At 59.9% G+C, this 22,356-nt stretch carries 19 protein-coding genes and 1 pseudogene; 8 read left to right on the top strand and 12 right to left on the bottom strand.

Going from position 1 to position 22,356, the window contains the following annotated elements:
• Positions 1–176 precede the first annotated feature (176 nt).
• From AB4N82_RS21115 to AB4N82_RS21130, 4 genes are read left to right on the top strand one after another with little or no spacing between them, the layout of a single operon-like run.
• Positions 177–647, top strand: coding sequence for a MarR family winged helix-turn-helix transcriptional regulator (locus AB4N82_RS21115; protein WP_095184411.1), 471 nt, complete (start codon positions 177–179; stop codon positions 645–647).
• Positions 647–2,098, top strand: a complete 1,452-nt coding sequence (locus AB4N82_RS21120; RefSeq protein WP_122680625.1) for an efflux transporter outer membrane subunit — start codon at positions 647–649, stop codon at positions 2,096–2,098. The genes AB4N82_RS21115 and AB4N82_RS21120 overlap by 1 nt, the downstream gene beginning before the upstream one ends.
• A gap of 15 nt (positions 2,099–2,113) precedes the next feature.
• Positions 2,114–3,313: an HlyD family secretion protein gene (locus AB4N82_RS21125; RefSeq protein ID WP_122765495.1), complete on the top strand. Its 1,200-nt coding sequence runs from the start codon at positions 2,114–2,116 to the stop codon at positions 3,311–3,313.
• Positions 3,313–4,842 carry a DHA2 family efflux MFS transporter permease subunit gene (locus AB4N82_RS21130; protein WP_032889801.1) on the top strand — a complete coding sequence of 510 codons (1,530 nt, stop codon included), beginning with the start codon at positions 3,313–3,315 and terminating at the stop codon, positions 4,840–4,842. Before AB4N82_RS21125 ends, AB4N82_RS21130 begins: the two co-directional genes overlap by 1 nt.
• 155 nt (positions 4,843–4,997) lie before the next feature.
• Here the strand turns inward: AB4N82_RS21130 and lpxH are convergent, their stop codons facing one another.
• Positions 4,998–5,747, bottom strand: coding sequence for a UDP-2,3-diacylglucosamine diphosphatase (gene lpxH / locus AB4N82_RS21135; RefSeq protein WP_032889799.1), 750 nt, complete (start codon positions 5,745–5,747; stop codon positions 4,998–5,000).
• Entirely contained in the window at positions 5,744–6,247 is a 504-nt protein-coding gene (locus AB4N82_RS21140) for a peptidylprolyl isomerase (RefSeq protein ID WP_032889796.1), read from the bottom strand. The genes lpxH and AB4N82_RS21140 overlap by 4 nt, the downstream gene beginning before the upstream one ends.
• 260 nt (positions 6,248–6,507) lie before the next feature.
• Between AB4N82_RS21140 and AB4N82_RS21145 the strand changes: the two genes are divergently transcribed.
• Positions 6,508–8,208 carry a glutamine--tRNA ligase/YqeY domain fusion protein gene (locus AB4N82_RS21145; RefSeq protein ID WP_032889794.1) on the top strand — a complete coding sequence of 567 codons (1,701 nt, stop codon included), beginning with the start codon at positions 6,508–6,510 and terminating at the stop codon, positions 8,206–8,208.
• A 20-nt stretch (positions 8,209–8,228) separates the two neighbouring features.
• Entirely contained in the window at positions 8,229–9,617 is a 1,389-nt protein-coding gene (gene cysS / locus AB4N82_RS21150; protein WP_122765494.1) for a cysteine--tRNA ligase, read from the top strand.
• A gap of 270 nt (positions 9,618–9,887) precedes the next feature.
• On the opposite strand, the gene AB4N82_RS21155 is transcribed toward cysS, so the two are convergent.
• A complete protein-coding gene (locus tag AB4N82_RS21155) occupies positions 9,888–10,586 on the bottom strand; it encodes a Type 1 glutamine amidotransferase-like domain-containing protein (RefSeq protein ID WP_122765493.1) in 699 nt (232 codons plus the stop codon).
• Between the two features lie 18 nt (positions 10,587–10,604).
• Positions 10,605–11,165 (bottom strand): dihydrofolate reductase family protein, encoded by a 561-nt coding sequence (locus AB4N82_RS21160; protein ID WP_122765492.1) that lies wholly within the window; start codon positions 11,163–11,165, stop codon positions 10,605–10,607.
• A gap of 312 nt (positions 11,166–11,477) precedes the next feature.
• Between AB4N82_RS21160 and AB4N82_RS21165 the strand changes: the two genes are divergently transcribed.
• A complete protein-coding gene (locus AB4N82_RS21165; protein ID WP_122765491.1) occupies positions 11,478–12,260 on the top strand; it encodes an SDR family oxidoreductase in 783 nt (260 codons plus the stop codon).
• Here AB4N82_RS21165 and AB4N82_RS21170 read toward each other — a convergent pair.
• Positions 12,257–12,586 carry a winged helix-turn-helix transcriptional regulator gene (locus AB4N82_RS21170; RefSeq protein ID WP_122765490.1) on the bottom strand — a complete coding sequence of 110 codons (330 nt, stop codon included), beginning with the start codon at positions 12,584–12,586 and terminating at the stop codon, positions 12,257–12,259. The genes AB4N82_RS21165 and AB4N82_RS21170 overlap by 4 nt on opposite strands.
• Before the next feature lie 180 nt (positions 12,587–12,766).
• Positions 12,767–12,945 (bottom strand): annotated as a pseudogene (locus AB4N82_RS21175) (monovalent cation/H(+) antiporter subunit G).
• Positions 12,946–13,174: 229 nt separating this feature from the next.
• Here AB4N82_RS21175 and AB4N82_RS21180 point away from each other — a divergent pair.
• Entirely contained in the window at positions 13,175–16,108 is a 2,934-nt protein-coding gene (locus AB4N82_RS21180; protein ID WP_122765489.1) for a M64 family metallopeptidase, read from the top strand.
• A gap of 129 nt (positions 16,109–16,237) precedes the next feature.
• On the opposite strand, the gene AB4N82_RS21185 is transcribed toward AB4N82_RS21180, so the two are convergent.
• From AB4N82_RS21185 to AB4N82_RS21210, 6 genes are read right to left on the bottom strand one after another with little or no spacing between them, the layout of a single operon-like run.
• The gene (locus AB4N82_RS21185; protein WP_032889780.1) at positions 16,238–16,591 is read right to left on the bottom strand and encodes a Na+/H+ antiporter subunit G; all 354 of its coding nucleotides are present in this window, start codon (positions 16,589–16,591) and stop codon (positions 16,238–16,240) included.
• Positions 16,588–16,866, bottom strand: coding sequence for a K+/H+ antiporter subunit F (locus tag AB4N82_RS21190; RefSeq protein ID WP_005789171.1), 279 nt, complete (start codon positions 16,864–16,866; stop codon positions 16,588–16,590). The genes AB4N82_RS21185 and AB4N82_RS21190 overlap by 4 nt, the downstream gene beginning before the upstream one ends.
• Positions 16,863–17,351 carry a Na+/H+ antiporter subunit E gene (locus AB4N82_RS21195; protein WP_032889779.1) on the bottom strand — a complete coding sequence of 163 codons (489 nt, stop codon included), beginning with the start codon at positions 17,349–17,351 and terminating at the stop codon, positions 16,863–16,865. The genes AB4N82_RS21190 and AB4N82_RS21195 overlap by 4 nt, the downstream gene beginning before the upstream one ends.
• Complete coding sequence (locus AB4N82_RS21200) at positions 17,348–19,030, bottom strand: monovalent cation/H+ antiporter subunit D (protein WP_032889777.1); 1,683 nt, start codon at positions 19,028–19,030, stop codon at positions 17,348–17,350. Before AB4N82_RS21200 ends, AB4N82_RS21195 begins: the two co-directional genes overlap by 4 nt.
• Positions 19,027–19,371: a Na+/H+ antiporter subunit C gene (locus AB4N82_RS21205; protein WP_003192163.1), complete on the bottom strand. Its 345-nt coding sequence runs from the start codon at positions 19,369–19,371 to the stop codon at positions 19,027–19,029. The genes AB4N82_RS21200 and AB4N82_RS21205 overlap by 4 nt, the downstream gene beginning before the upstream one ends.
• Positions 19,371–22,292, bottom strand: a complete 2,922-nt coding sequence (locus AB4N82_RS21210; RefSeq protein WP_122765488.1) for a monovalent cation/H+ antiporter subunit A — start codon at positions 22,290–22,292, stop codon at positions 19,371–19,373. Before AB4N82_RS21210 ends, AB4N82_RS21205 begins: the two co-directional genes overlap by 1 nt.
• Positions 22,293–22,356 lie beyond the last annotated feature (64 nt).

Here is a 22,356-nt window from a genome sequence, read left to right on the forward strand (position 1 = left end):
ACAGTCAGCAGATGTAGTGACTGACACACCGTGATCGGGGGCAGGCCCCCTCACACATTTGCTCCCGCCTGTCGTCGAATTAGCAAGCAAGCTAATTATTCCATTTGACATTCGCTGCCTAAGCAGTAACATCTCGTCATACATTCGCTGCCTAGGCAGCAATAAGGTGACTTTCGATGCCCCATTTCACCCCCGAAAACTTCCACAACTGCCATCTCGGCCTGTTGCTGGGCCGCGCTGCGATCCTCAAGGACCGCATCATCGACACCCATATGGAACCCCACGGCATCACGGCCGCGCAGTTCAAGGTGTTGATCATCATGGCCCAGTTCGGCGTCGACACCCCGGCGGAGCTGTGCCGCAACCTGTCCCTGGACAGCGGTTCGATGACCCGCATGCTCGATCGCCTGGAGCAAAAAAACCTGCTCAGCCGCAAGCGTTCCGAGCTGGACCGACGCCAGGTGCAGTTGGTGTTGACTGCCGACGGCCAGCGCCTGGCGGACATGCTGCCGCACATCGGCGCCCAGGCGCTGAACCAACTGGCGGGCGTATTGGAGCCCGGCGAGTTAGAAACCCTGGAACAGATCCTCAAGAAAATTCTGATAGCTGCGGGTGATCCCATCACCCTTCAGCGGGTAGGTAAATGATGAATCCACGTGCCCTATGCCTAGTGCTGGTCGCCATGAGCATGGCCGGTTGCGCCAATTTCAGCGGCCTCGACACCCAAGGCCAGCGCCTCGACGCCAACACTCTGCAAGCCGGTAAATCCCTGAGCGGCGTGACCCTGTCGAGTGCGGCCTGGCCCAGCGCCGATTGGTGGAAAGGCCTCGGCGACCCACAGCTCGACGGCCTGATCCATGAAGCCCTGCAAAACAGCCCCGACATGCAAGTGGCGAGCGCCCGTGCCCACCAGGCCGAAGCGGCCGCCTACGCCGCCGACGCGTCGCGCATGCCGACCCTGGATGCCAGCGCCGGTGTGACCCGTTCGCGCCTGGCCAAGGATCAGGACCCGCTGGGGCAGGGCGATGCGTACTCCACCGTGCGAAAAATCGGTGCCAGCTTCAACTACACCTTTGACCTCTGGGGTGGCCAGCGCGCCGCCTGGGAAGCTGCATTGGGCCAGGCCCGTGCCGCCGAAGTCGATCAACAGGCCGCGCGCCTGACCCTGGCTGCTGATGTGGCCAAGGCCTACAGCGACCTGGGCCAGGCCCATATCGTGCGTGACCTGGCCACTGACGACCTCAAGCGCACCCGGCAAATGCTCGATCTCAGCAAGCGCCGCCTGGATTCGGGCATCGACAGCCACTATCAGTACCAGCAGACCGAAAGCCTGGAAGCCAGCTCCCAATCGCAATTGATCGACGCGGAAAAACAACTGCAGAGTGCCAAGATCGCCCTCGCGGTGCTGCTCGGTAAAGGCCCGGATCGCGGCAATGAGCTGGCGCGTCCCAGCGTGTTGAAACCCGCTGCCGTTGCCGTACCGTCGGTGTTGCCTGCCGAACTGTTGGGCCGTCGTCCGGACCTGATCGCCGCACGGTGGCGTGTGGAGGCGGCGAGCAAGGACATCGCGGCCAGCAAGACGCGCTTCTACCCCAACCTCAACCTGAGCGCGAGCGCCGGGGCCGAGTCGTTGCTGGGGGATGCGATGTTCGGGTCGGCCAGCCGCTTCTTCAATATCGCGCCAACGATCTCGCTGCCGATCTTTGACGGCGGCCGCCTGCGCGCCGGCCTCGATGCCCGCGACGCCGACTACGACCTCGCCGTGGCCCAATACAACAAAACCCTGGTGCAAGCCTTGGGTGATATTGGCAACACCCTTTCGCAACTGCGCGAAACCGGCCGGCAGATCCAGGCCCAGCAACACGCTACCGATATTGCCCAGCAGTCCTACGACACGGTGCTTCAGCGGTACGGCTCCGGGATCGGTAACTACCTGGACGTGCTCAGCATCGAACAGCAATTGCTGCAGGCCCAGCGTCAGCTGGCGACCCTGAATGCCGGGCAGATCGCTCTATCGATTCAATTGATGCAGGCCCTGGGCGGCGGGTTCAACGCCGACAACGTGGCGTCGACCACCCCAGCCACTCGCACGGAATAATTTGAGGTATTTGTCATGGCCACTGCCGAAAACACTAACGCTACAGAACAATCCAAAGACAACAACCCGCGCAAACGCAAAGTCATGCTGATTGGCCTTGCGCTGATCGTCATCCTCAGCGTCCTCGGCGTATGGGCCTGGCACGAATTCTACGGGCGCTTCAACGAGAGCACCGACGACGCTTATGTGAACGGCAACGTGGTGGAAATCACCCCGCTGGTCACCGGCACCGTGGTGAGCATCGGCGCGGACGATGGCGACTTGGTCCACGAAGGCCAAGTGCTGGTCAACTTCGACCCGAATGACGCCGCCGTCGGCCTGCAAAGTGCCCAGGCCAACCTGGCGCGTACCGTGCGCCAGGTGCGTGGCTTGTACAGCAACGTTGATGGCATGAAAGCCCAGGTCAACGCGCAGAAAGCCGATGTGCAGACCGCTCAGGACAACTACAACCGTCGTAAGACCCTGGCCCAGGGCGGGGCGATTTCCCTGGAGGAACTGTCCCATGCCCGTGACAGCCTGACGGCCGCCAAGAACGCCCTGACCAACCTTGAGCAGCAGCTCAAAACCAGCAACGCCCTGGTGGATGACACGGTGATCTCGTCCCATCCGGACGTGCAAGCCGCTGCCGCGCAATTGCGTCAGGCCTACCTGACCAATGCGCGCAGCACCCTGATCGCGCCGGTCACCGGCTATGTGGCCAAGCGCTCCGTGCAACTGGGCCAGCGCGTGCAGCCGGGTACCGCATTGATGGCCGTGATCCCGCTGAACCAACTGTGGATCGACGCCAACTTCAAGGAAACCCAACTGCGCGACATGCGCATTGGTCAACCGGTGGACATTGAGTCGGATATCTATGGCAGTGATGTGAAATACAGCGGCACCGTCGACAGCCTCGGCGCCGGCACCGGCAGCGCGTTCGCCCTGTTGCCGGCGCAGAACGCCACCGGTAACTGGATCAAGATCGTGCAGCGAGTACCGGTGCGCATCCATATCAATGCCGAAGAGTTGGCCAAGCACCCACTGCGCGTCGGCTTGAGCACCGTGGTGAATGTGGACCTGCACGACCAGAGCGGACCCGTGCTGGCGCAACAGCCGCCACAAAAGGCCTCATTCACCACCAACGTGTATGACCGCCAATTGGCCGAAGCCGATGCCATGATCACCCAGTTGATCCATGACAACAGCGTCGCCGCTCCCAAGGCTGTGCAACGCTGATGAGCAATAACGCCTCGTTCACGCCACCCAGCCTGTTGATGGCCACCATTGGCCTGTCGCTGGCGACTTTTATGCAGGTGCTCGACACCACCATCGCCAACGTGGCGTTGCCGACCATTTCCGGCAACCTGGGCGTGAGTTCGGAGCAGGGCACCTGGGTGATCACCTCGTTTGCGGTGAGCAACGCCATCGCCTTGCCGCTCACCGGTTGGTTGAGCCGACGCTTTGGCGAGGTGAAGCTGTTTCTGTGGGCGACCATTCTGTTTGTGCTGGCATCGTTCCTGTGCGGGATTTCCACTTCGATGCCCGAGCTGATCGGCTTTCGGGTACTGCAAGGCTTGGTGGCGGGGCCGTTGTACCCGATGACCCAAACCTTGTTAATTGCGGTCTACCCGCCGGCGAAGCGCGGCATGGCCCTCGCGTTACTGGCGATGGTCACGGTGGTCGCGCCGATTGCCGGGCCGATCCTCGGCGGCTGGATCACCGACAGCTACAGCTGGCCGTGGATCTTCTTTATCAACGTTCCCATCGGCATCTTTGCGGTGATGGTGGTGCGTGCGCAGCTGAAGAAGCGACCTGTGGTCACCAGTTATCAGCCGATGGATTACGTCGGGTTGTTAAGCCTGATCGTGGGGGTCGGCGCCTTGCAGATCATCCTCGACAAGGGCAATGACCTGGATTGGTTCGAATCCAACTTCATCATCATCGGCGCGGCGATTTCGGCGATTGCCCTGGCAGTGTTCGTCATCTGGGAGCTGACCGATAAGCACCCAGTGGTCAACCTGCGGCTGTTTGCCTACCGCAACTTCCGCATCGGCACCATCGTGTTGATCCTCGGTTACGCGGGCTTCTTTGGTATCAACCTGATCCTGCCACAATGGCTGCAAACCCAGATGGGCTACACCGCCACCTGGGCCGGCCTGGCGGTGGCACCTATCGGGATTCTGCCGGTGCTGATGTCGCCGTTCGTGGGCAAGTACGCGCACAAGTTCGACCTGCGTCTGCTGGCGGGCCTGGCGTTCCTGGCGATTGGCTTGAGCTGCTTCATGCGCGCAGGCTTTACCAATGAAGTGGACTTCACCCACATCGCCCTTGTGCAGTTGTTCATGGGGATTGGTGTTGCACTGTTCTTTATGCCGACCCTGAGCATCTTGATGTCCGACCTGCCACCGCACCAGATTGCCGACGGCGCGGGCCTGGCAACCTTCCTGCGTACGTTAGGCGGCAGTTTTGCGGCGTCGCTGACCACCTGGATCTGGATTCGCCGGGCGGACCAGCACCATGCGTACATGAGCGAGAACATGACCACCTATGACGCGGCCACGCGCAATGCGCTGGATGCGTTGGGTGGGGCAGGGCACAAGGCCTATGCGCAGTTGGACCAGATCCTCACCAGCCAGGCGTACATGATGTCCACCGTGGATTACTTCACGTTGTTGGGGTGGATGTTCATGGGATTGATGCTGCTGGTGTGGCTGGCGAAGCCGCCGTTTGGCGCCAAGGCAGGGCCGGAAGCAAGCGGCCACTGATCCACACGGACTGGAATGCAATCAAATGTGGGAGGGGGCTTGCCCCCGATAGCGGTGGGTCAGCCAAAAAATGCTGACGGATCCACAGCCATCGGGGGCAAGCCCCCTCCCACATTTTGATCTCTGTTCACATTGGATCAGTGGTGTTTGAGGTCTCAGGCGCCAGGCAATGCCAGCTGCGGGTTCACAAAATCAAACGCCGCCAACTGAAACCCTTGCTCATCCACCTGCAACGCCCAACCCTGCTTGTCCCAATCCCCCAGCACAATGCGCTTGGCCGCCTGCTCGCCAATCTGCAGCTTGTGGATCGCCGGGCGGTGGGTATGGCCGTGGACCAGGGTGCGCACGCCGAACTGCTGCATCACCCGCGGCACTTCCTCGGGGGTTACATCGACAATGTCGTTGGCCTTCATGCGCGTCTGCGCCCGGCTCTCACTGCGCAGCTTGCGCGCCAGCTTGTGGCGGGTGCGCAAGGGCAAGTGACGCAGGATAAACAGCACAATCGGGTTACGCAGGATGCGCCGCAGCTTCATATAACCCACGTCGCGGGTGCAGAGGCTGTCGCCGTGCATCAAAAGCACGGGTTCGCCATACAACTGCACGACACTCGGGTCCTTGAGCAAGGTCGCGCCTGCTGCTTTGCAGAACGCCTTGCCGATCAGGAAATCGCGGTTGCCATGCATGATAAAAATCGGGGTACCGCTGTCGCTCAGCTCGCGCAGGGCTGCGCAAATCGAACGTTGAAAGGGGGTCATCCCATCGTCGCCAATCCAGGCTTCGAAGAAGTCCCCCAGAATGTACAACGCCTGGGCGCCACGGGCGCGGCCGTGGAGCAGATCCAGAAACGCCCGGGTGATGTCCGGGCGCTCCTCTTCCAGATGCAAATCTGAAATCAGCAATATCACCCAACGATCTCGGCTTTCTCGACGATTACGTCTTCTGCTGGAACGTCCTGGTGACCGGCTTTGGACGTGGTGGACACGCCTTTGATCTTGTCGACAACGTCCTGGCCTTCGGTGACTTTACCGAACACGGCGTAGCCCCAACCCTGCACGTTCTTGCCGCTGTGGTTCAGGAAGGCGTTATCGGCCACGTTGATGAAGAACTGTGCGGAGGCCGAATGCGGCTCCATGGTACGGGCCATGGCGACGGTGTACTTATCGTTGGAAAGGCCGTTGTCCGCTTCGTTCTGGATGCTTGGGCGCTTGTCTTTCTTCTCTTTCATGCCTGGCTCGAAACCGCCGCCCTGGATCATGAAGTTACCGATGACGCGGTGGAAAACGGTGTTTTCGTAGTGGCCAGCGTTCACGTACTCGATGAAGTTGGCGACGGTGATCGGCGCTTTCTCGGCGTTCAGCTCGATGACGATCTCGCCGTGGTTGGTGGTCAGTTTGACTTGAGTCATGTTCACTACTCTTTCAGGAAATTCGTGGGTTTGAGCGCCTTGGCGCCTTACCGGTTTGGCTAAACTGCGGCCAAGGCGCGCAGTTTAGCGTGCCTTGCAGGAATTTCGAGGTGGTTTTTTACCGCGCCCGTCATAAAAGCAGCAATAAATGCAGCAGTTTTTGACCGCGCTCTGTCAGCAGCTTGACAGCATCAGCTATGATACGGCCTTTGTTTTATCTGGCCCCAACCGGCCACTGAACCTGTCTGTTCAAGGATCCTATGAGCAAGCCCACTGTCGACACTACCTCGAATTCCAAGGCCGGACCTGCCGTCCCGGTCAATTTCCTGCGCCCGATCATCCAGGCGGACCTGGATTCGGGCAAGCACACGCAGATCGTCACCCGCTTCCCGCCAGAGCCCAACGGCTACCTGCACATTGGTCACGCTAAGTCGATCTGTGTGAACTTCGGCCTGGCCCAGGAGTTCGGTGGCGTCACGCACCTGCGTTTCGACGACACCAACCCGGCCAAGGAAGACCAGGAATACATCGACGCCATTGAAAGCGACATCAAGTGGCTGGGCTTCGAATGGTCCGGTGAAGTGCGCTATGCCTCCAAATACTTCGACCAGTTGTTCGACTGGGCCGTCGAGCTGATCAAGGCCGGCAAGGCCTACGTCGACGACCTGACCCCGGAGCAGGCCAAGGAATACCGTGGCACGCTGACCGAACCGGGCAAGAACAGCCCGTTCCGCGACCGTTCCGTGGAAGAGAACCTCGACTGGTTCGCCCGCATGCGCGCCGGTGAGTTCCCGGACGGCGCCCGCGTACTGCGCGCCAAGATCGACATGGCTTCGCCGAACATGAACCTGCGCGACCCGATCATGTACCGCATCCGCCATGCCCACCACCACCAGACCGGTGACAAGTGGTGCATCTACCCGAACTACGACTTCACCCACGGTCAGTCGGACGCCATCGAAGGCATCACCCACTCCATCTGCACCCTGGAGTTCGAAAGCCATCGTCCGCTGTACGAGTGGTTCCTGGACAGCCTGCCGGTTCCGGCGCACCCGCGTCAGTACGAATTCAGCCGCCTGAACCTGAACTACACCATCACCAGCAAGCGCAAACTCAAGCAACTGGTCGATGAGAAGCACGTGTTTGGTTGGGATGACCCGCGCATGTCGACCCTGTCGGGCTTCCGCCGTCGCGGCTACACCCCGGCGTCGATCCGCAATTTCTGCGACATGGTCGGCACCAACCGTTCCGATGGCGTGGTTGACTTCGGCATGCTCGAATTCAGCATCCGTCAGGACCTCGACGCGAATGCTCCGCGCGCTATGTGCGTCTTGCGTCCGTTGAAAGTCGTGATCACCAACTATCCGGAAGACAAGGTCGATCACCTCGAACTGCCGCGTCATCCTCAGAACGAAGCACTCGGCGTGCGCAAGCTGCCATTCGCCCGTGAAATCTACATCGACCGCGATGACTTCATGGAAGAGCCGCCAAAAGGCTACAAGCGCCTGGAGCCGAACGGCGAAGTGCGCCTGCGCGGCAGCTACGTGATACGCGCCGACGAAGCAATCAAGGACGCCGATGGCAACATCGTTGAGCTGCGTTGCTCCTACGACCCGGAAACCCTCGGCAAGAACCCTGAAGGCCGCAAGGTCAAAGGCGTGATCCACTGGGTGCCGGCTGCGGCCAGCATCGAGTGCGAAGTGCGTCTGTACGATCGCCTGTTCCGCTCGCCGAACCCTGAGAAGGCCGAAGACAGCGCCAGTTTCCTCGACAACATCAACCCTGATTCCCTGCAAGTACTCACTGGTTGTCGTGCTGAGCCATCGCTTGGCGACGCACAGCCGGAAGACCGTTTCCAGTTCGAGCGCGAAGGTTACTTCTGCGCGGATATCAAGGACTCGAAACCAGGCGCTCCGGTATTCAACCGTACCGTGACCTTGCGTGATTCGTGGGGCCAGTGATTCTGTTTTAAGGAACTGTCGTGCTAACGATCTACAACACACTCAGCAAGACCAAAGAAGTCTTCAAGCCGCTGGATGGCAACAAGGTGCGCATGTACGTGTGCGGCATGACCGTGTACGACTACTGCCACATCGGCCACGGCCGCAGCATGGTTGCTTTCGACCTGGTGACCCGCTGGTTGCGTTTCAGCGGCTATGACTTGACCTATGTTCGCAACATCACCGACATCGACGACAAGATCATCAACCGCGCCAATGAAAACGGCGAGTCGTTCGACGTGCTGACCGAGCGCATGATCGCCGCGATGCATGAGGACGAGGCTCGCCTCAACATCCTCAAGCCGGACATGGAGCCGCGCGCCACGGACCACATCCCTGGCATGCACGCCATGATCCAGACCCTGATCGACAAGGGTTATGCCTACGCCCCCGGCAATGGCGACGTGTACTACCGCGTCGCCAAGTTCATGGGCTACGGCAAGCTGTCGCGCAAGAAGATCGAAGACCTGCGCATCGGTGCGCGTATCGAAGTCGACGAAGCCAAGCAGGATCCGCTGGACTTCGTGCTGTGGAAAGGCACCAAGCCCGGCGAGCCGAGCTGGGAATCCCCATGGGGCGCCGGGCGTCCGGGCTGGCACATCGAATGCTCGGTGATGTCCACCTGCTGCCTGGGCGAGACCTTCGACATTCATGGCGGCGGCAGCGACCTTGAGTTCCCGCACCACGAAAACGAAATCGCCCAGAGCGAAGCCGCCACCGGCAAGACCTACGCCAACGCCTGGATGCACTGCGGCATGATCCGCATCAATGGCGAGAAGATGTCCAAGTCCTTGAACAACTTCTTCACCATTCGCGACGTGCTGGAAAAGTACCACCCGGAAGTAGTGCGTTACCTGTTGGTGTCCAGCCACTACCGCAGCGCCATCAACTACTCGGAAGACAACCTCAAGGACGCCAAGGGCGCTCTGGAGCGGTTCTACCACGCGTTGAAAGGCTTGCCCGCCGTTGCACCGGCTGGCGGCGAAGCGTTCGTGGCACGGTTCACCGAAGTCATGAACGACGACTTCGGCACACCCGAAGCCTGCGCGGTGCTGTTCGAAATGGTGCGTGAAATCAACCGCCTGCGCGAGAGCGATCTCGACGCAGCGGCTGGCCTGGCTGCTCGCTTGAAAGAGCTGGCCAGCGTGCTGGGTGTATTGCAGATGGAAGCCGATGACTTCCTGCAAGCCGGCGCCGAAGGGCGTGTGGATGCGGCTGAGGTTGATGCGCTGATCCAGGCGCGTCTGGCGGCTCGCGCAGGCAAGGACTGGGCGGAATCCGACCGTATCCGGGACCAACTGACCGCGATGGGCGTGGTGTTGGAAGACGGGAAGGGCGGGACGACGTGGCGGTTGGCTGATCAGGCCTGATTGGCAAACGCTGGATGAAAAACGCCCCGACTGGTTCGGGGCGTTTTTTTTTGCACCGTTTTAGTGAGCGGCTCACCCGATAGCGCTGTCTCAGCCAACATACCTGCCAACAGTGCCGCCGCCTTCGAAGCCTCGCTAAAGCTCGACATCTCCCACATTGGGAGAGTGCCTGCGTCCTCGAAGCCGGGAAACCGGGCTTCCTGCGACTAGTGCGATGGGTGGGCTCACGGTCTGTTCCTTCAGAGGACCGTAGCTGGAAAAAGGACGGATCTAGCCGCCGGAAACCTGCGAAAGTGGTGTTAGATACGCAGGTGCCGTAGTGACGTCATACGCATTATTTGTCGCGTCGTTATGAATCGTCTCGTGGTATCTGCCGTCCTTGAAATGCAGGGCGACGCCATCATCGACCGCGTAGGCGGGTTGTGCGCCTTTGAGCCGGACAAGCTCAACAAACGAAGTCTCTCTTCCCGCCTCTGAACTGAAATGCGGACACAGCGCTCCTGGCAGAAAACCCAGGCCGGCAATCAGGGCGAACGCTCCCCCTGAATCGGAGTGCCCGTATTCAAACCAGCAAATCGCCCCAGCGCTGACACCACACAGGACCTTGCCGTTTTCCCATGCCTTTGTCAGAAGGCCCACTGCGCCAAATTCACGCCAGATAGCCAGCATGGCGCGGGTATTCCCGCCTGCCACGTAGATGATGTCGGCTTGCTCAAACAACGAAGACATATGATCCGGACTGGGAAAGGGTGGAATGAAAAATGTCAGCGTGCGTACGCTGCAACCAGCGCTCTCATATTTGGCCGTGAAGTCAAAAATCTTGACTCGGTCATCCCCACTGGCTGTGGAGATATAGAGCACGGTAGGGCGTGTTTTGCCTGATGAAGCGACGATATGTTCGTCAATGTGCGTCATGCGCTGCATGTCTTCGGCGGACTCGCCGCCAATGACAATAATATGTTTAGTCATCCTGACCTCCAGTCCGTGTTACGCGGCGCGAGTGCCGGCTGTCAGTTGATATCGACTCTGAACAAAACCATTGTCCGACACCTGGGTTCCGACATGGCGAAGCCCATGCTCACTGCCAACCTGGCTAAACAATGGAATGCCTTGCCCCAGCAAAACCGGGATACGCGTAATGATCAGCTCATCAACCAGGCCCGCTTCAAGAAACGCCTGGACCGTTTGGCCACCGTCGATATAAAGATGCTTCATACCGCGTTCGGCTAACGCTACCACGAGTGAGGTCACGTCTCCCGCCATGACCTCGACCTTGCCCTCCAAATACTCAGGTAGCTCCAGTCGTTGGCGAGAGAGCGCAATGACCGGCGTACCCTCATAGGGCCATTCGGGGAAGGACAAGACTTTCTCCAGGGTTTTGCGGCCCATCACGAGCGCATCGACCGTTGCGATGAAGCTTTCATACGTCACGCCGTTCAACTCGGCGGTTTCGTATTCCGGTTTGTGCAACCACTCGATATCACCGTCGGGGCGAGCAATAAAACCGTCGACGCTGGCTGCGATAAAAACCGAACATTTGATATCCATGGCGAAAACTCCTTTTTGCGTGTGGACGTAACGGCAGCCTGCGGGTGATGTTGGGCTGGGCGCCAATGTTACTTTAATCATCAGGTGCAACAACCGAGCGCCAATATAAATAGCCCTTATGCCCCTTTTTGAGTGCTAGGACGTATAGGAAGTTGGTTGATCCAGGACGTTGGACGATGTGCTCCATGGCCTGCGACCCCCTGAATCCGGATCCTAACTTTTTGGTTAGCCCATTACCTTTTCGTGCGTTCTTGTGGCCTCTTCGTCCCGTTCCTATCCTGTGGCCTCCGTTTATCCAGGAGTAGGTTTCCCATGAGTTTTGATCTTCAACTGAAAGGCCTTCGCGCCTTGGTCACCGGCGGCACCAAAGGTATCGGCGCCGCAGTGGTTGCCGTGTTGCAGGAACAAGGCGTCCAGGTGATTTCGGTCGCGCGTTCGGCGGTGGAATCGACACCCGAAGGCGTGCATTTCATCGCCGCCGACCTCGGCACTGCCGCCGGTTGCGCGTGCGCCACCGGCGCGGTGAAAAGCCAGTTCGGCAGCGTCGACATCATCGTTAATGTACTTGGCGGTTCCAGCGCGCCAGGCGGCGGTTTCGCAGTGCTCGATGATGAGCAGTGGGCGAGTGCGTTGGGCCAGAACCTGATGGCGGCGGTGCGAGTGGATCGGGCGCTGTTGCCAGGAATGATCGAGCGTGGGGCCGGCGTGATTATTCATGTCACGTCGATCCAGCGTGAGTTGCCTTTGCCGGAGTCCACCACGGCGTATGCCGCTGCGAAGGCGGCTTTGGCGACCTACAGCAAGAGCCTGTCAAAGGAAGTCACGCCCAAGGGCATTCGGGTGGTGCGTGTTTCGCCGGGTTGGGTGGAGACGGATGCGGCGGTGGCGCTGGCAGAGCGTCTGGCGCAAGAGGCGGGCACAGATTACGAAGGTGGCAAGCAGATCATCATGCAAGCACTGGGTGGTATTCCGCTCGGGCGTCCCGCCAAGCCTGAAGAAGTCGCTGACTTGATTGCCTTCCTGGTATCGCCGCGTGCAGCGTCTATCAGCGGCACTGAGTATGTGATCGACGGCGGCACCGTTCCCACGGTTTAGGCCTCGGGTTTGGCCGCTTGCCACTTGAGCAGGCCATCCAGCACTGGGCACAGGCTCTGACCCCATTCGGTCATTCTGTATTCCACTTTGGGCGGCACCACCGGGTAGACCGTGCGCTGCACCAGGCCATCGGCTTCGAGTTGGCGCAATTGCTGAGCGAGCATCTTCTGCGAGATATCCGGGATCAGTCGCTCAAGGTCTGAATAACGCTGCACCTGACCGCCGAACAGGTGGAACAGGATGATCAGCTTCCAGCGCCCGCCGAGCCAGTGGAGGGTGCTTTCGACATCGGCCGCGGCGGTGGCGGGGGTGTAGGGTTTGCTCATCGCGTACGTCCTGGAACAGTTCGGAAAATTGCTATTTGTTCTGATGCCCGCGCCATCATGGCCTTAGAAGGGCGCCACGACCAAGCCGATGTTCAAGCTGGCGGTTATTTGAATGAGCACAGATCCAAATGTGGAAGGGGCAAGCCCCCTCCCACATTTTTACCGTGTTCGCCTCAGAGCTCAGCGGCGCCTGCTGACTTCAGCGGGCACGTCATCACCGGCCATGCGCTTGCGAAACAGCGCCGTACTTGCCAGCAGCACACCAGGGCCCCCAACGTCGAGGCGAGGGCAGGCGGCTGCATGTGCTGGAAGACGTCCTTCATGCGCAACAACCCGGTCGCACCGATCAGCGCGAACACGCTGCCGTGGAGTGGCTGGCAGGTGTTCACTATGAGCCGAGTGGTGTACCGGACGATGGTTAATTGCAGTTGCCGGGTTTGACTCGCGGCAATGTGCCTGAGTCACCTTTCTTGACAAACATCGATTTATGATCCTGACTTAAATCAGAGAACGTTAGCGTAGTGTGCGGCGAAACAGTTTTATCTCTTAAAGAATTTTGATCTCCTCACCGGTACGAAGGATATTGGAATGAATAAGATATTAACTGTATTGGCGCTACTGGTGTGGATGCCGATCTCCCAAGCTCAAAGTGTGTGGATGCAACTGCAAAGTCAGCACGATGCGCTAGATGTTGCTGAAGTTTCCCTCGGTAATTACAAGGTGCCTCCGGCGATTTTGGCGGAACATGCCGATGTTGAGCGGGGATGGAAAGTTATTACTGTGGACGCCAATGGCAATACGCTTTATAGCAGCACCATTAATGACAGTCGTTATCGTCGCGGCGAAGTTTTTAATGAGATAACAGGTGCAATATCAAGTGTCAGTGCGGAATCTGCTGTAGAAGGCACTGAAGAAGTATTACTTCCTTACGACAGCCAAGTGTCCAGGATCAAGATCTTTCGTATTGACCTCAAGGCGGTTGACTCACTCGATGGCGCAGCGATGCGCAAGCCGTTACTGGAACTCGATCGCCAGGCCATCGAACGCTTGGCGAAGCGAGCACCTTTGCGCGGTGTCCTAGGCGATATCGACAGCGACAAGGTGGTCATGCTTAATCCGGACGGTAGCACCCAGAGAAAGCCGCTGGTGTTTGCAATTGTCGGCGATGGTTATGCCCAAGACGATATGCAGGCCTTTCGTGACGATACCCAGGCCGCCATCGATATTATTATGGGCGATACTGTGTTCGATGCGATTAAAGATAAAGTGGGTTTTTTACGCTTTGACCATGTTTCGCCGGTATCGGGTGAGCCGGATACTAAGAATATTGAAACGATCACGCGGCACAGTAATCAACTGGGGCATGGCATCTATGACGTTTCGATTAAACTTTCAAAATTTACATACCATCAGGTCGGCGTCGGCGGTCTCGCCAGTACCAATAAGATTTATATCTTTAAACCGTCTGCCAATACGCCGCTGGCCATCACCTCGATTCCCCATGAAATCGGTCATGCGTTGTTCAGGTTGGCGGATGAATATGCGTCCTATGACGCTGGCGAGACGTGCTTCGATGTCGAGCCTGCGGCGCCGAATATCACCCGTCAGACTGACAGGGAAAAAATCAAGTGGGGCGATCTGATCAGTCCGCAAACGCCTTTGCCAACCGAAGAAAATGCGGTTGAAGCTGGCACGTTAGGCCTTTACACCATCCACAAAGACTGTACGTACGGCCCCGCACCCCAAGGGATCATGGGCGGTGGACGTTATGGTGTGAAGGGGCACGAGGCTGGTTGGGGGGCGGTCAACGAGCGGCAGATTCGCGGATTGCTGCATGCGTACCTGGGTAACGACGTGCCGCTTGTTTTTGCCCCGTCAGTTGTCATGAAGATAAAAACCGGGGAGAAACGTGAGCCCATAGCGTCTTCTTACCGCAACAGTCGCGCTCCCCTGATGGTGGAGGCGGGATCGACGAGTGTGCCCAATGCAGGCGCAGCGCCGTTTACGTATCGTTGGAAGATCCCTGTTGAACTCAATCCGCAGGTCAACGGGCGTTACGCGATGATTGAGGCCCCATCGGCGCCGCAATTCATGGAGTACCCGGTCGAGGTGCAGATTACTGACGGCAAGATGGCGAACACCCGGAGTGAGACGCTGAAAGTCCTTCCCTCCGTGCGGATCAAAGGGGAAATCATTGGCGCCTCTTCCGCTAACGGAGGGACCTGGGTGGAATTGACGGCCGACATCTCCCACGAAGGCGCAGAGAATCCCGAATTTCAATATCGCTGGGCCGTGCCGGACGGATGGACCCAGCCCATCGGCGTGACGCAGAAGAGTTTGCGCATCGTTGCCCCCACGCCCTCTGTCAGTACGCCCTTTACGTTCAGTGTCAGTGTCACGCCGCTGATGAAGTTACCGGGCACCGAGAACGATCCTTATCCTGAAAAAATCAGCCTTCCGGCCGATACCGTGACACTGGAAACCTCCGTTGTCGTCAGGCGCAGGCAACCCGTAGACACTGACCCCTATGCCAAAATCCAGGGGCCTTCGTCGATAAAAAGCGCTCAAACCTTTCAGTTGGATGGGTCCAGTTCAGAGATCCCTCATTCGTCGGCCAAGATGACATATCGGTGGAATGCCGCTGATTTTGAGCCGTCCAGTTCATCCGCAGTGGCACCTGATTTCAAAGCGCCTGAGAAAGCGGGCAGTTTCCCGGTATCGCTGACGGTGACCAACAGCGAGAACCGCAGTAATACCGTCACGCGCAGCATTCAGGTCGAGTCCGATGAGCCCACGCCCGAACCCGACAGGGTAGAGGGGCCGCAGACGCTGATGTCCGGTGAGGTGGCTGTCTTTACCGCCGTCGTCAGTGATCTGCGGGATGTTCGCGGCTATAGCTGGGCGTTTTCGCCGGCGTTTGCTTACCAGAATGTGAGCGCCCCGAATATCGTGGCGAAGGCGCCCGAGGTCACTCAAAGTACGACCGGCAGGGTTACGGTGCTGGTTTACCGCACCGGTTCCCCCAATCCGACTTCGCTGTCCAAGGACGTCCTGATAGAGCCCAAGCCAGTGGACAGCCCTGCACCGCAGGCGATAATCAGCGGTCCGATTTCCGTGGAGGCAGGCAAGACGCTGACTCTGTCGGGCGCGGGGTCGAGCGGCGGCAACCTGCGTTATGCATGGATGGCAAATGAGTTTTCGCCGGCGTCTTCCTCCGGGATCGGTCCGATCCTTACCGCGCCTGCCACGGCTGGCCCACGCACCATCAACCTCATGGTGACCGATGCCGACAATCGCAGCGCCAGTGCAAGTCATACGGTTAACGTCACAGCCCCACAAGCCGGTAACTGCGCGCCGGTCTGGGTGGCGAGCAAGGCCTACGCGACGCCCAACGAGAAGGTGTCCTATGACGGTTACAACTACGAGGTCGCCCACTGGACGCAGAATAATCGGCCTGACCTGAACTTTGTATTGAGCGGTTCAGCCAAGCCGTGGCGGCGCTTGAGTCCTTGCACGCCCTGAGGCGGGCGGACCTTCAATCACTGTTGGAGCGAAGTTTGCTCGCGAAAACCTGAGTGCGCCACGATTCAGCATGAAGTGCTGCGTTATCGTTGACGAGCTTCGCGAGCTAGCGCTGATAAAGTGCCGGAGCTACGGTGTTTTATCGGCGCGGCGGCTGCTGACTTCGGCCGGCACGTCATCACCGGCCATGCGCTTGCGAAACAGTGCCGTACGGGCCAGCAGCAACGTGGTCACCGGCACGGTGATCGACAGCAAAATCGGAATCAACCACCCGTGCAGCACCGGCCCGGACTTGAGTACCGAAAAATACACGATCGACGCCAACGCTACACACCAGGCTCCCAACGTCGAGGCCAGGGCAGGCGGGTGCATGCGCTGGAAGAAGTCCTTCATGCGCAGCAAACCGATCGCGCCGATCAGCGCAAACACGCTGCTCAACACCAGCAGCACCGCGACCACGATTTCCATCCAGAACGGCATCATTCAATCACCTCCCCGCGCAGCAGGAATTTCGCCAGGGCAAACGAGCCCACAAAGCCAAACAACGCAATCAACAGCGCCGCTTCAAAGTAGGTGTCACTGGCATAACGAATACCGAGCACCAGCATCATCAGCATCGCCAGGATGTACAGATAGTCCAGCGCCAGTACCCGGTCTTGAGCTGAAGGGCCTTTGAACAGGCGGATCAGCGTCAGCACCATGGCCAGGGAGAACAGGAACAGGCTGAACAGGATTGCATTGGAGAGCAGGGCGCTCATTCGAAGATCTCCATCAATGGCCGCTCGTACGCGCTTTTGAAATGTTCGATGAAGGCCACTTCGTCCTCCAGATCGAAGACGTGCAGCAGCAGGATGCTGCGATCCAGCGCCAGTTCCGACCAGATGGTGCCGGGCACCACGGTGGTGATCATCGACAGGGCGGCAAGGCCGTTGGCGTCACGCAAGTCCAGGGGGATCTTGATGAAGCGCGAACGCGGTGGGCGCGAGCCGCATGTCAGCACAGCCCAGGCCACTTGCAGGTTGGAGACGATCACATCGCGGCCCACCAGGAAGAATAGGCGGATGATTACGCCAGGTCGGCGGATACGGATCGGCAGCGGGCGCAACGGCGCCATCAGCAGTGGGGCGAGCACCCCCAGCGCAGCACCCAGCAGCAGATGGCCAGGGCTGACGGAGAGGTTCAGCACCAGCCACAGCACCCACAATGCCAGGGACAACCACGGGGCAGGGAGCAAGCGCTTCATGGTTGCACCTCCAGAGCGGCCGTCTTGGCTTCAGGGCTGAGCACTGGTCGCGTGGCCATGACCGCCATCACGTAGCTTTCCGGGTTGTTCAGGCTCTGGGCGGTGGCTTGGGTGTAGCGCATCAGCGGCTCGGCCTTGAAGGTCAGCAGGATGCTCAGGCCCAGCAGGAAGAAAATCGGCACGCATTCGTAGCGGCGCAGCAAGGGCGATGGACGCTCCTCCGGGGTCCAGAAACGCTGGACACCCAGACGGGCGAAGGCGATCAGCGAGGCCAGTCCGGACAGGATCAGCAATGCCATCAGGCCCCAGGCCGCAGGGCGAATCGGGCCTTCCTGGCCGCTGCCCAGGCCCAGTGGATTGACCAGCGCACTCAGCAAGCTGAGCTTGCCGATAAACCCGGACAGCGGCGGCATGCCGATGATCAGCAGTGCGCAGGCGACAAAACTCAAGCCCAGGAACGCCATGGTCCAGGGGATTACCTGGCCGACTACGGCTTTCTGCTCGTCATCCAGGTTGACCCCTGGACGCGGGTGCAACGACTCCATGGCCTTGGGCAATGCATCGATTTCTTCATCCAACGGCAGGTCATTGGCCGAGCGCGAACGCTCGATCAATTCGGCCAGCAGGAACAGCGCACTCAACGCCAGGGTCGAGCTGACCAGATAGAACAGCGCCCCAGCGGTCAGGCTCGGCTGGGCGAAACCCACCGACGACAGCAGGATGCCGGCCGACACCAGGATGCTCAGGCTCGCCATGCGTTCCAGACGTTGCGCCGCCACCATTGCTAGCCCAGCGAAGACGATGGTTGCCATGCCGCCGTACACCAGCCAGTCGCCACCAAACAACGCCGAAGCGCCGGCCTGGCCGGAGAACAGCAGCGTCCACAGGCGCAGCACGGTGTACACGCCGACTTTGGTCATGATCGCGAACATCGCCGCCACCGGCGCGCTGGCCGAGGAGTAAGCGGGCGCGAGCCAGAAGTTCAGCGGCCACATGCCGGCCTTGGCCAAAAACGCGGTGGCGAGGATCGCCGCACCGGCATGCAACAGGCCGCGATCGGCCTCCGGTACCAGCGGGATTTTCAGTGCCAGATCAGCAAAATTCAGCGTACCGGTAACGCCGTAGATCATCGCCGCGCCAATCAGGAACAGCGACGACGCCAGCAGGTTGATCGCAATGTAATGCAGGCCCGACGACACCCGCGCGCGGCCCGAGCCGTGCAGCATCAAGCCGTAGGACGCGGCCAGCAGCACCTCGAAGAACACGAACAGGTTGAACAGGTCCGCCGTGAGGAACGCGCCGTAAAGGCCCATCATCTGGATCTGGAACAGCGCATGGAAGCTGGTACCGGCACGGTCCCAGCGGGCCATGGCGAACAACAGCGCGCTCACGCCGATAATCCCAGTAAGCACCAGCATCAATGCCGAGAGTTGATCCACCACCAGCACGATGCCGAATGGCACCTGCCAGTTGCCCGGCAGGTAGACGCCAATCGAGCCGGGCCCACCTTTTTGCGTCCAGTACAACAGCAGGATTGCGATGCCGAGGCCGATGACGCTGGAGAACAGATTGATCTTGGCTTTGAGCGGGCGGCGTTTTTCGCCGAGCATCAGCATCAGCGCTGCGGTGAGCAACGGCAGCAGGATGGGGGCGACGATCAGTTGGTTGACCCAGTTCATTCCTTGGGCTCCCGGCCGTCTACATGGTCCGTGCCGGTCAGGCCCCGTGACGCCAGCAGCACCACCAGGAACAGTGCGGTCATGGCGAAGCTGATCACGATGGCCGTCAGCACCAGTGCCTGGGGCAGGGGATCGGTGTAGTTGAGCAGGTCTTGCGGCACGCCGTCCTTGATGATCGGCTCTTTACCGATAAACAGGCTGCCCATGCTGAAAATGAACAGGTTGACCCCGTACGACAACAAGCACAGGCCCATCACCACCTGAAACGTCCGTGGCCGCAGGATCAACCAGACGCCGGAGGCCGCCAGGACCCCAATGGCAATTGCGATGACTTCTTCCATCAGGCGGCTCCTTCTGTTGCGGCGACTACTTTGGCCTGGTTGCTCGGTTTGTGCGCGCGCACTGACTGGTGACCGAGGGCGGTGAGCATCAGCAAGGTCGAGCCGACGACCATGGCGTATACGCCGACGTCGAAGAACAGCGCGCTGGCGACATGAATATCGCCCAGCAGCGGCAGGCTGAAATGCCAGGTGTGGGTGGTGAGGAACGGGTAGCCGACAAACAACGCGCCGATCCCGGTCAGCGTTGCCGAGAACAGGCCGAAGCCCATCCAGCGCATTGGCCGCAGGCTCATTTGTGCCTCGACCCACTGCGTACCGGCCACCATGTATTGCAGGATAAACGCCACCGACATCACCAAGCCGGCGACAAAACCGCCGCCCGGTTGATTGTGGCCGCGCATAAACAGGTAGAACGACACTACGAGGGCAATCGGCAGCAGCAGGCGTACCAGCACTGCCGGCACCATCATAAAGCCCAGGGCGGTATCGCTGGCCTGGCGCGGGTTGACCAGGTCGGTCGCCACGTCCGGCGCCAGTTGGCGCTGTTGTGCAGGCAGTTGCATGCTTTCCTTGGACGGGCGGAAGCGCCGCAGCAGGGCGTACACCGTCAGCGCCACGGCGCCTAGCACGGTGATTTCGCCGAGGGTGTCGAAGCCACGGAAGTCCACCAACATCACGTTTACCACGTTGCTGCCGCCGCCTTCGGGAAGGGCGCGGCTCAGGTAGAACGAGGAAATATCGTTGGGCGTCTGGCGCGTCAGCATCGCGTAGGACAGCAGCGCCATGCCGCCACCGACAACGGTAGACAGCAGGAAGTCACGCAGGCGGCGAATGCGCGCCTTGCGTAGCGAGCTGGGCAGTGGCGAGACTTCTTCGATCCGCCGTGGCAGCCAGCGCAGGCCGAGCAGGATCAGCACGGTGGTGACCACTTCGACCACCAGTTGAGTCAATGCCAGGTCGGGCGCGGAGAACCATACGAAGGTGATGCACGTCATCAGGCCGCACACGCTGACCATGGTCAGTGCCGCCAGCCGGTGGTATTTGGCTTGCCAGGCGGCGCCCAGGGCGCAGGCAATTGCCAGCAGCCACAGGGTCACGAACACGATGGAGCCGGGGATCTTCGGCCGGTCGCCCCAACTGAGGCCGCTGTTGAACATCGGGATCATGGCGCCGATCACCGCGACGATCACCAGCAGGAACAACTGGGTCTGCAGGCGCTTGGTGCTGATGCGTTTTTCGATTTTGCGCACGCCGCGCATCATCACCACCAGGCTGCGCTCAAAGCCGCGCTTGCCGTTGAAGTAGCTGATGACCGGCGGGTACTTGAAACGGCCGAGCTTGAGCTGCTTGCGCAGCATCAGGTAGAGCACCACGCCACCGGTCATGGCCACCAGGCTCATGATCATCGGCGCGTTCCAGCCGTGCCAAATGGCGAGGCTGTACTCCGGCAGTACACCACCGACCACCGGCAGTGCCGCAGTGGCGAGGATCGAGCCGACCACCTGGGCCGGGAAAATGCCCACCAGCAGGCAGGTGAATACCAGCAACTCGACGGGGGCACGCATCCAGCGTGGTGGCTCGTGGGGTGTGTGGGGCAGGTCTTTGGCAGGCGGACCGAAGAACACATCGACCGTAAAACGCAGCGCATAGGCCACGCTGAAGGTGCCGGCGATGGTTGCGATCATCGGCAGGGCGATTTCCACCCACTGAGTGGCCGAGATAAACACGGTTTCGGCGAAGAACATCTCTTTGGACAGGAATCCATTGAGCAATGGCACGCCGGCCATGGATGCGCTCGCCACCATCGCCAGGGTCGCGGTGAACGGGATCAGGCGTACCAGGCCGCTGAGCTTGCGGATGTCGCGGGTGCCGCTTTCGTGGTCGATGATGCCCGCCGCCATGAACAGCGAGGCTTTGAAGGTGGCGTGGTTGAGGATGTGGAACACCGCCGCGACGGCCGCCAGCGGGCTGTTGAGGCCCAGCAATAAGGTGATCAGCCCGAGGTGGCTGATGGTGGAGTAGGCCAGCAGGCCTTTGAGATCATTCTGGAACATGGCGCAGTAAGCGCCGAGGAGGAGGGTGAGGGCGCCGGCACCGCCGACGATCCAGAACCATTCTTCGCTGCCCGACAGCGAGGGCCACAGGCGGGCCAGCAGGAACACGCCGGCCTTCACCATCGTCGCCGAGTGCAGATAGGCAGACACCGGGGTCGGTGCCGCCATGGCGTGGGGCAGCCAGAAGTGGAACGGGAACTGCGCGCTTTTGCTCAAGGCGCCGATCAGCACCAGGGCCAGCATGACCGGGTACAGCGCGTGCGCGCGAATCTGATCGCCCGCCGCCAGCACCAGGTCCAGGTCATAGCTGCCGACGATATGCCCCAGCAACATCACGCCTGCCAACAGGCACAGGCCGCCTGCACCGGTGACCATCAACGCCATGTAGGCGCCGCGTCGCGCATCGGCGCGATGGTGCCAATAACCGATCAACAGGAACGAGAACAGACTGGTCAGTTCCCAGAAAAACACGATTTGAATCAAGTTGCCGGAGATCACCAGCCCGAGCATCGCGCCCATAAAAGCCAGGAAAAATGCGAAGAAACGTGGCACCGGATCGTCCGGCGACATGTAGTAGCGCGCATACAGCGCCACCAGCGCGCCGATGCCGAGCACCAGCATCGAGAACAGCCAGGCAAACCCATCCATGCGCAACACGAAGTTCAGCCCAAGGCTGGGTAACCACATGAATTCTTCGCGGATCACGCCACCGTGGGCGATCTGGGGGTAGAGCAGGGCGACTTGAATGGTGCCGACCAGGGCCACAAGGCCGGCCAACAGGGATTCGGTGTTACGTGCATTGTGCGGCAGCAAGGCCGCTAGACAGCTGCCAATGAATGGCAGAAGCAGTAGAACTATCAGGGACATAGGCTTCTAATCTGCGGGAGTTTGGGATGCATCATACGTGCCGCTTTGATGATCACCAAACGGC

This window comes from Pseudomonas sp. H1_D04 (genome assembly GCF_054683855.1).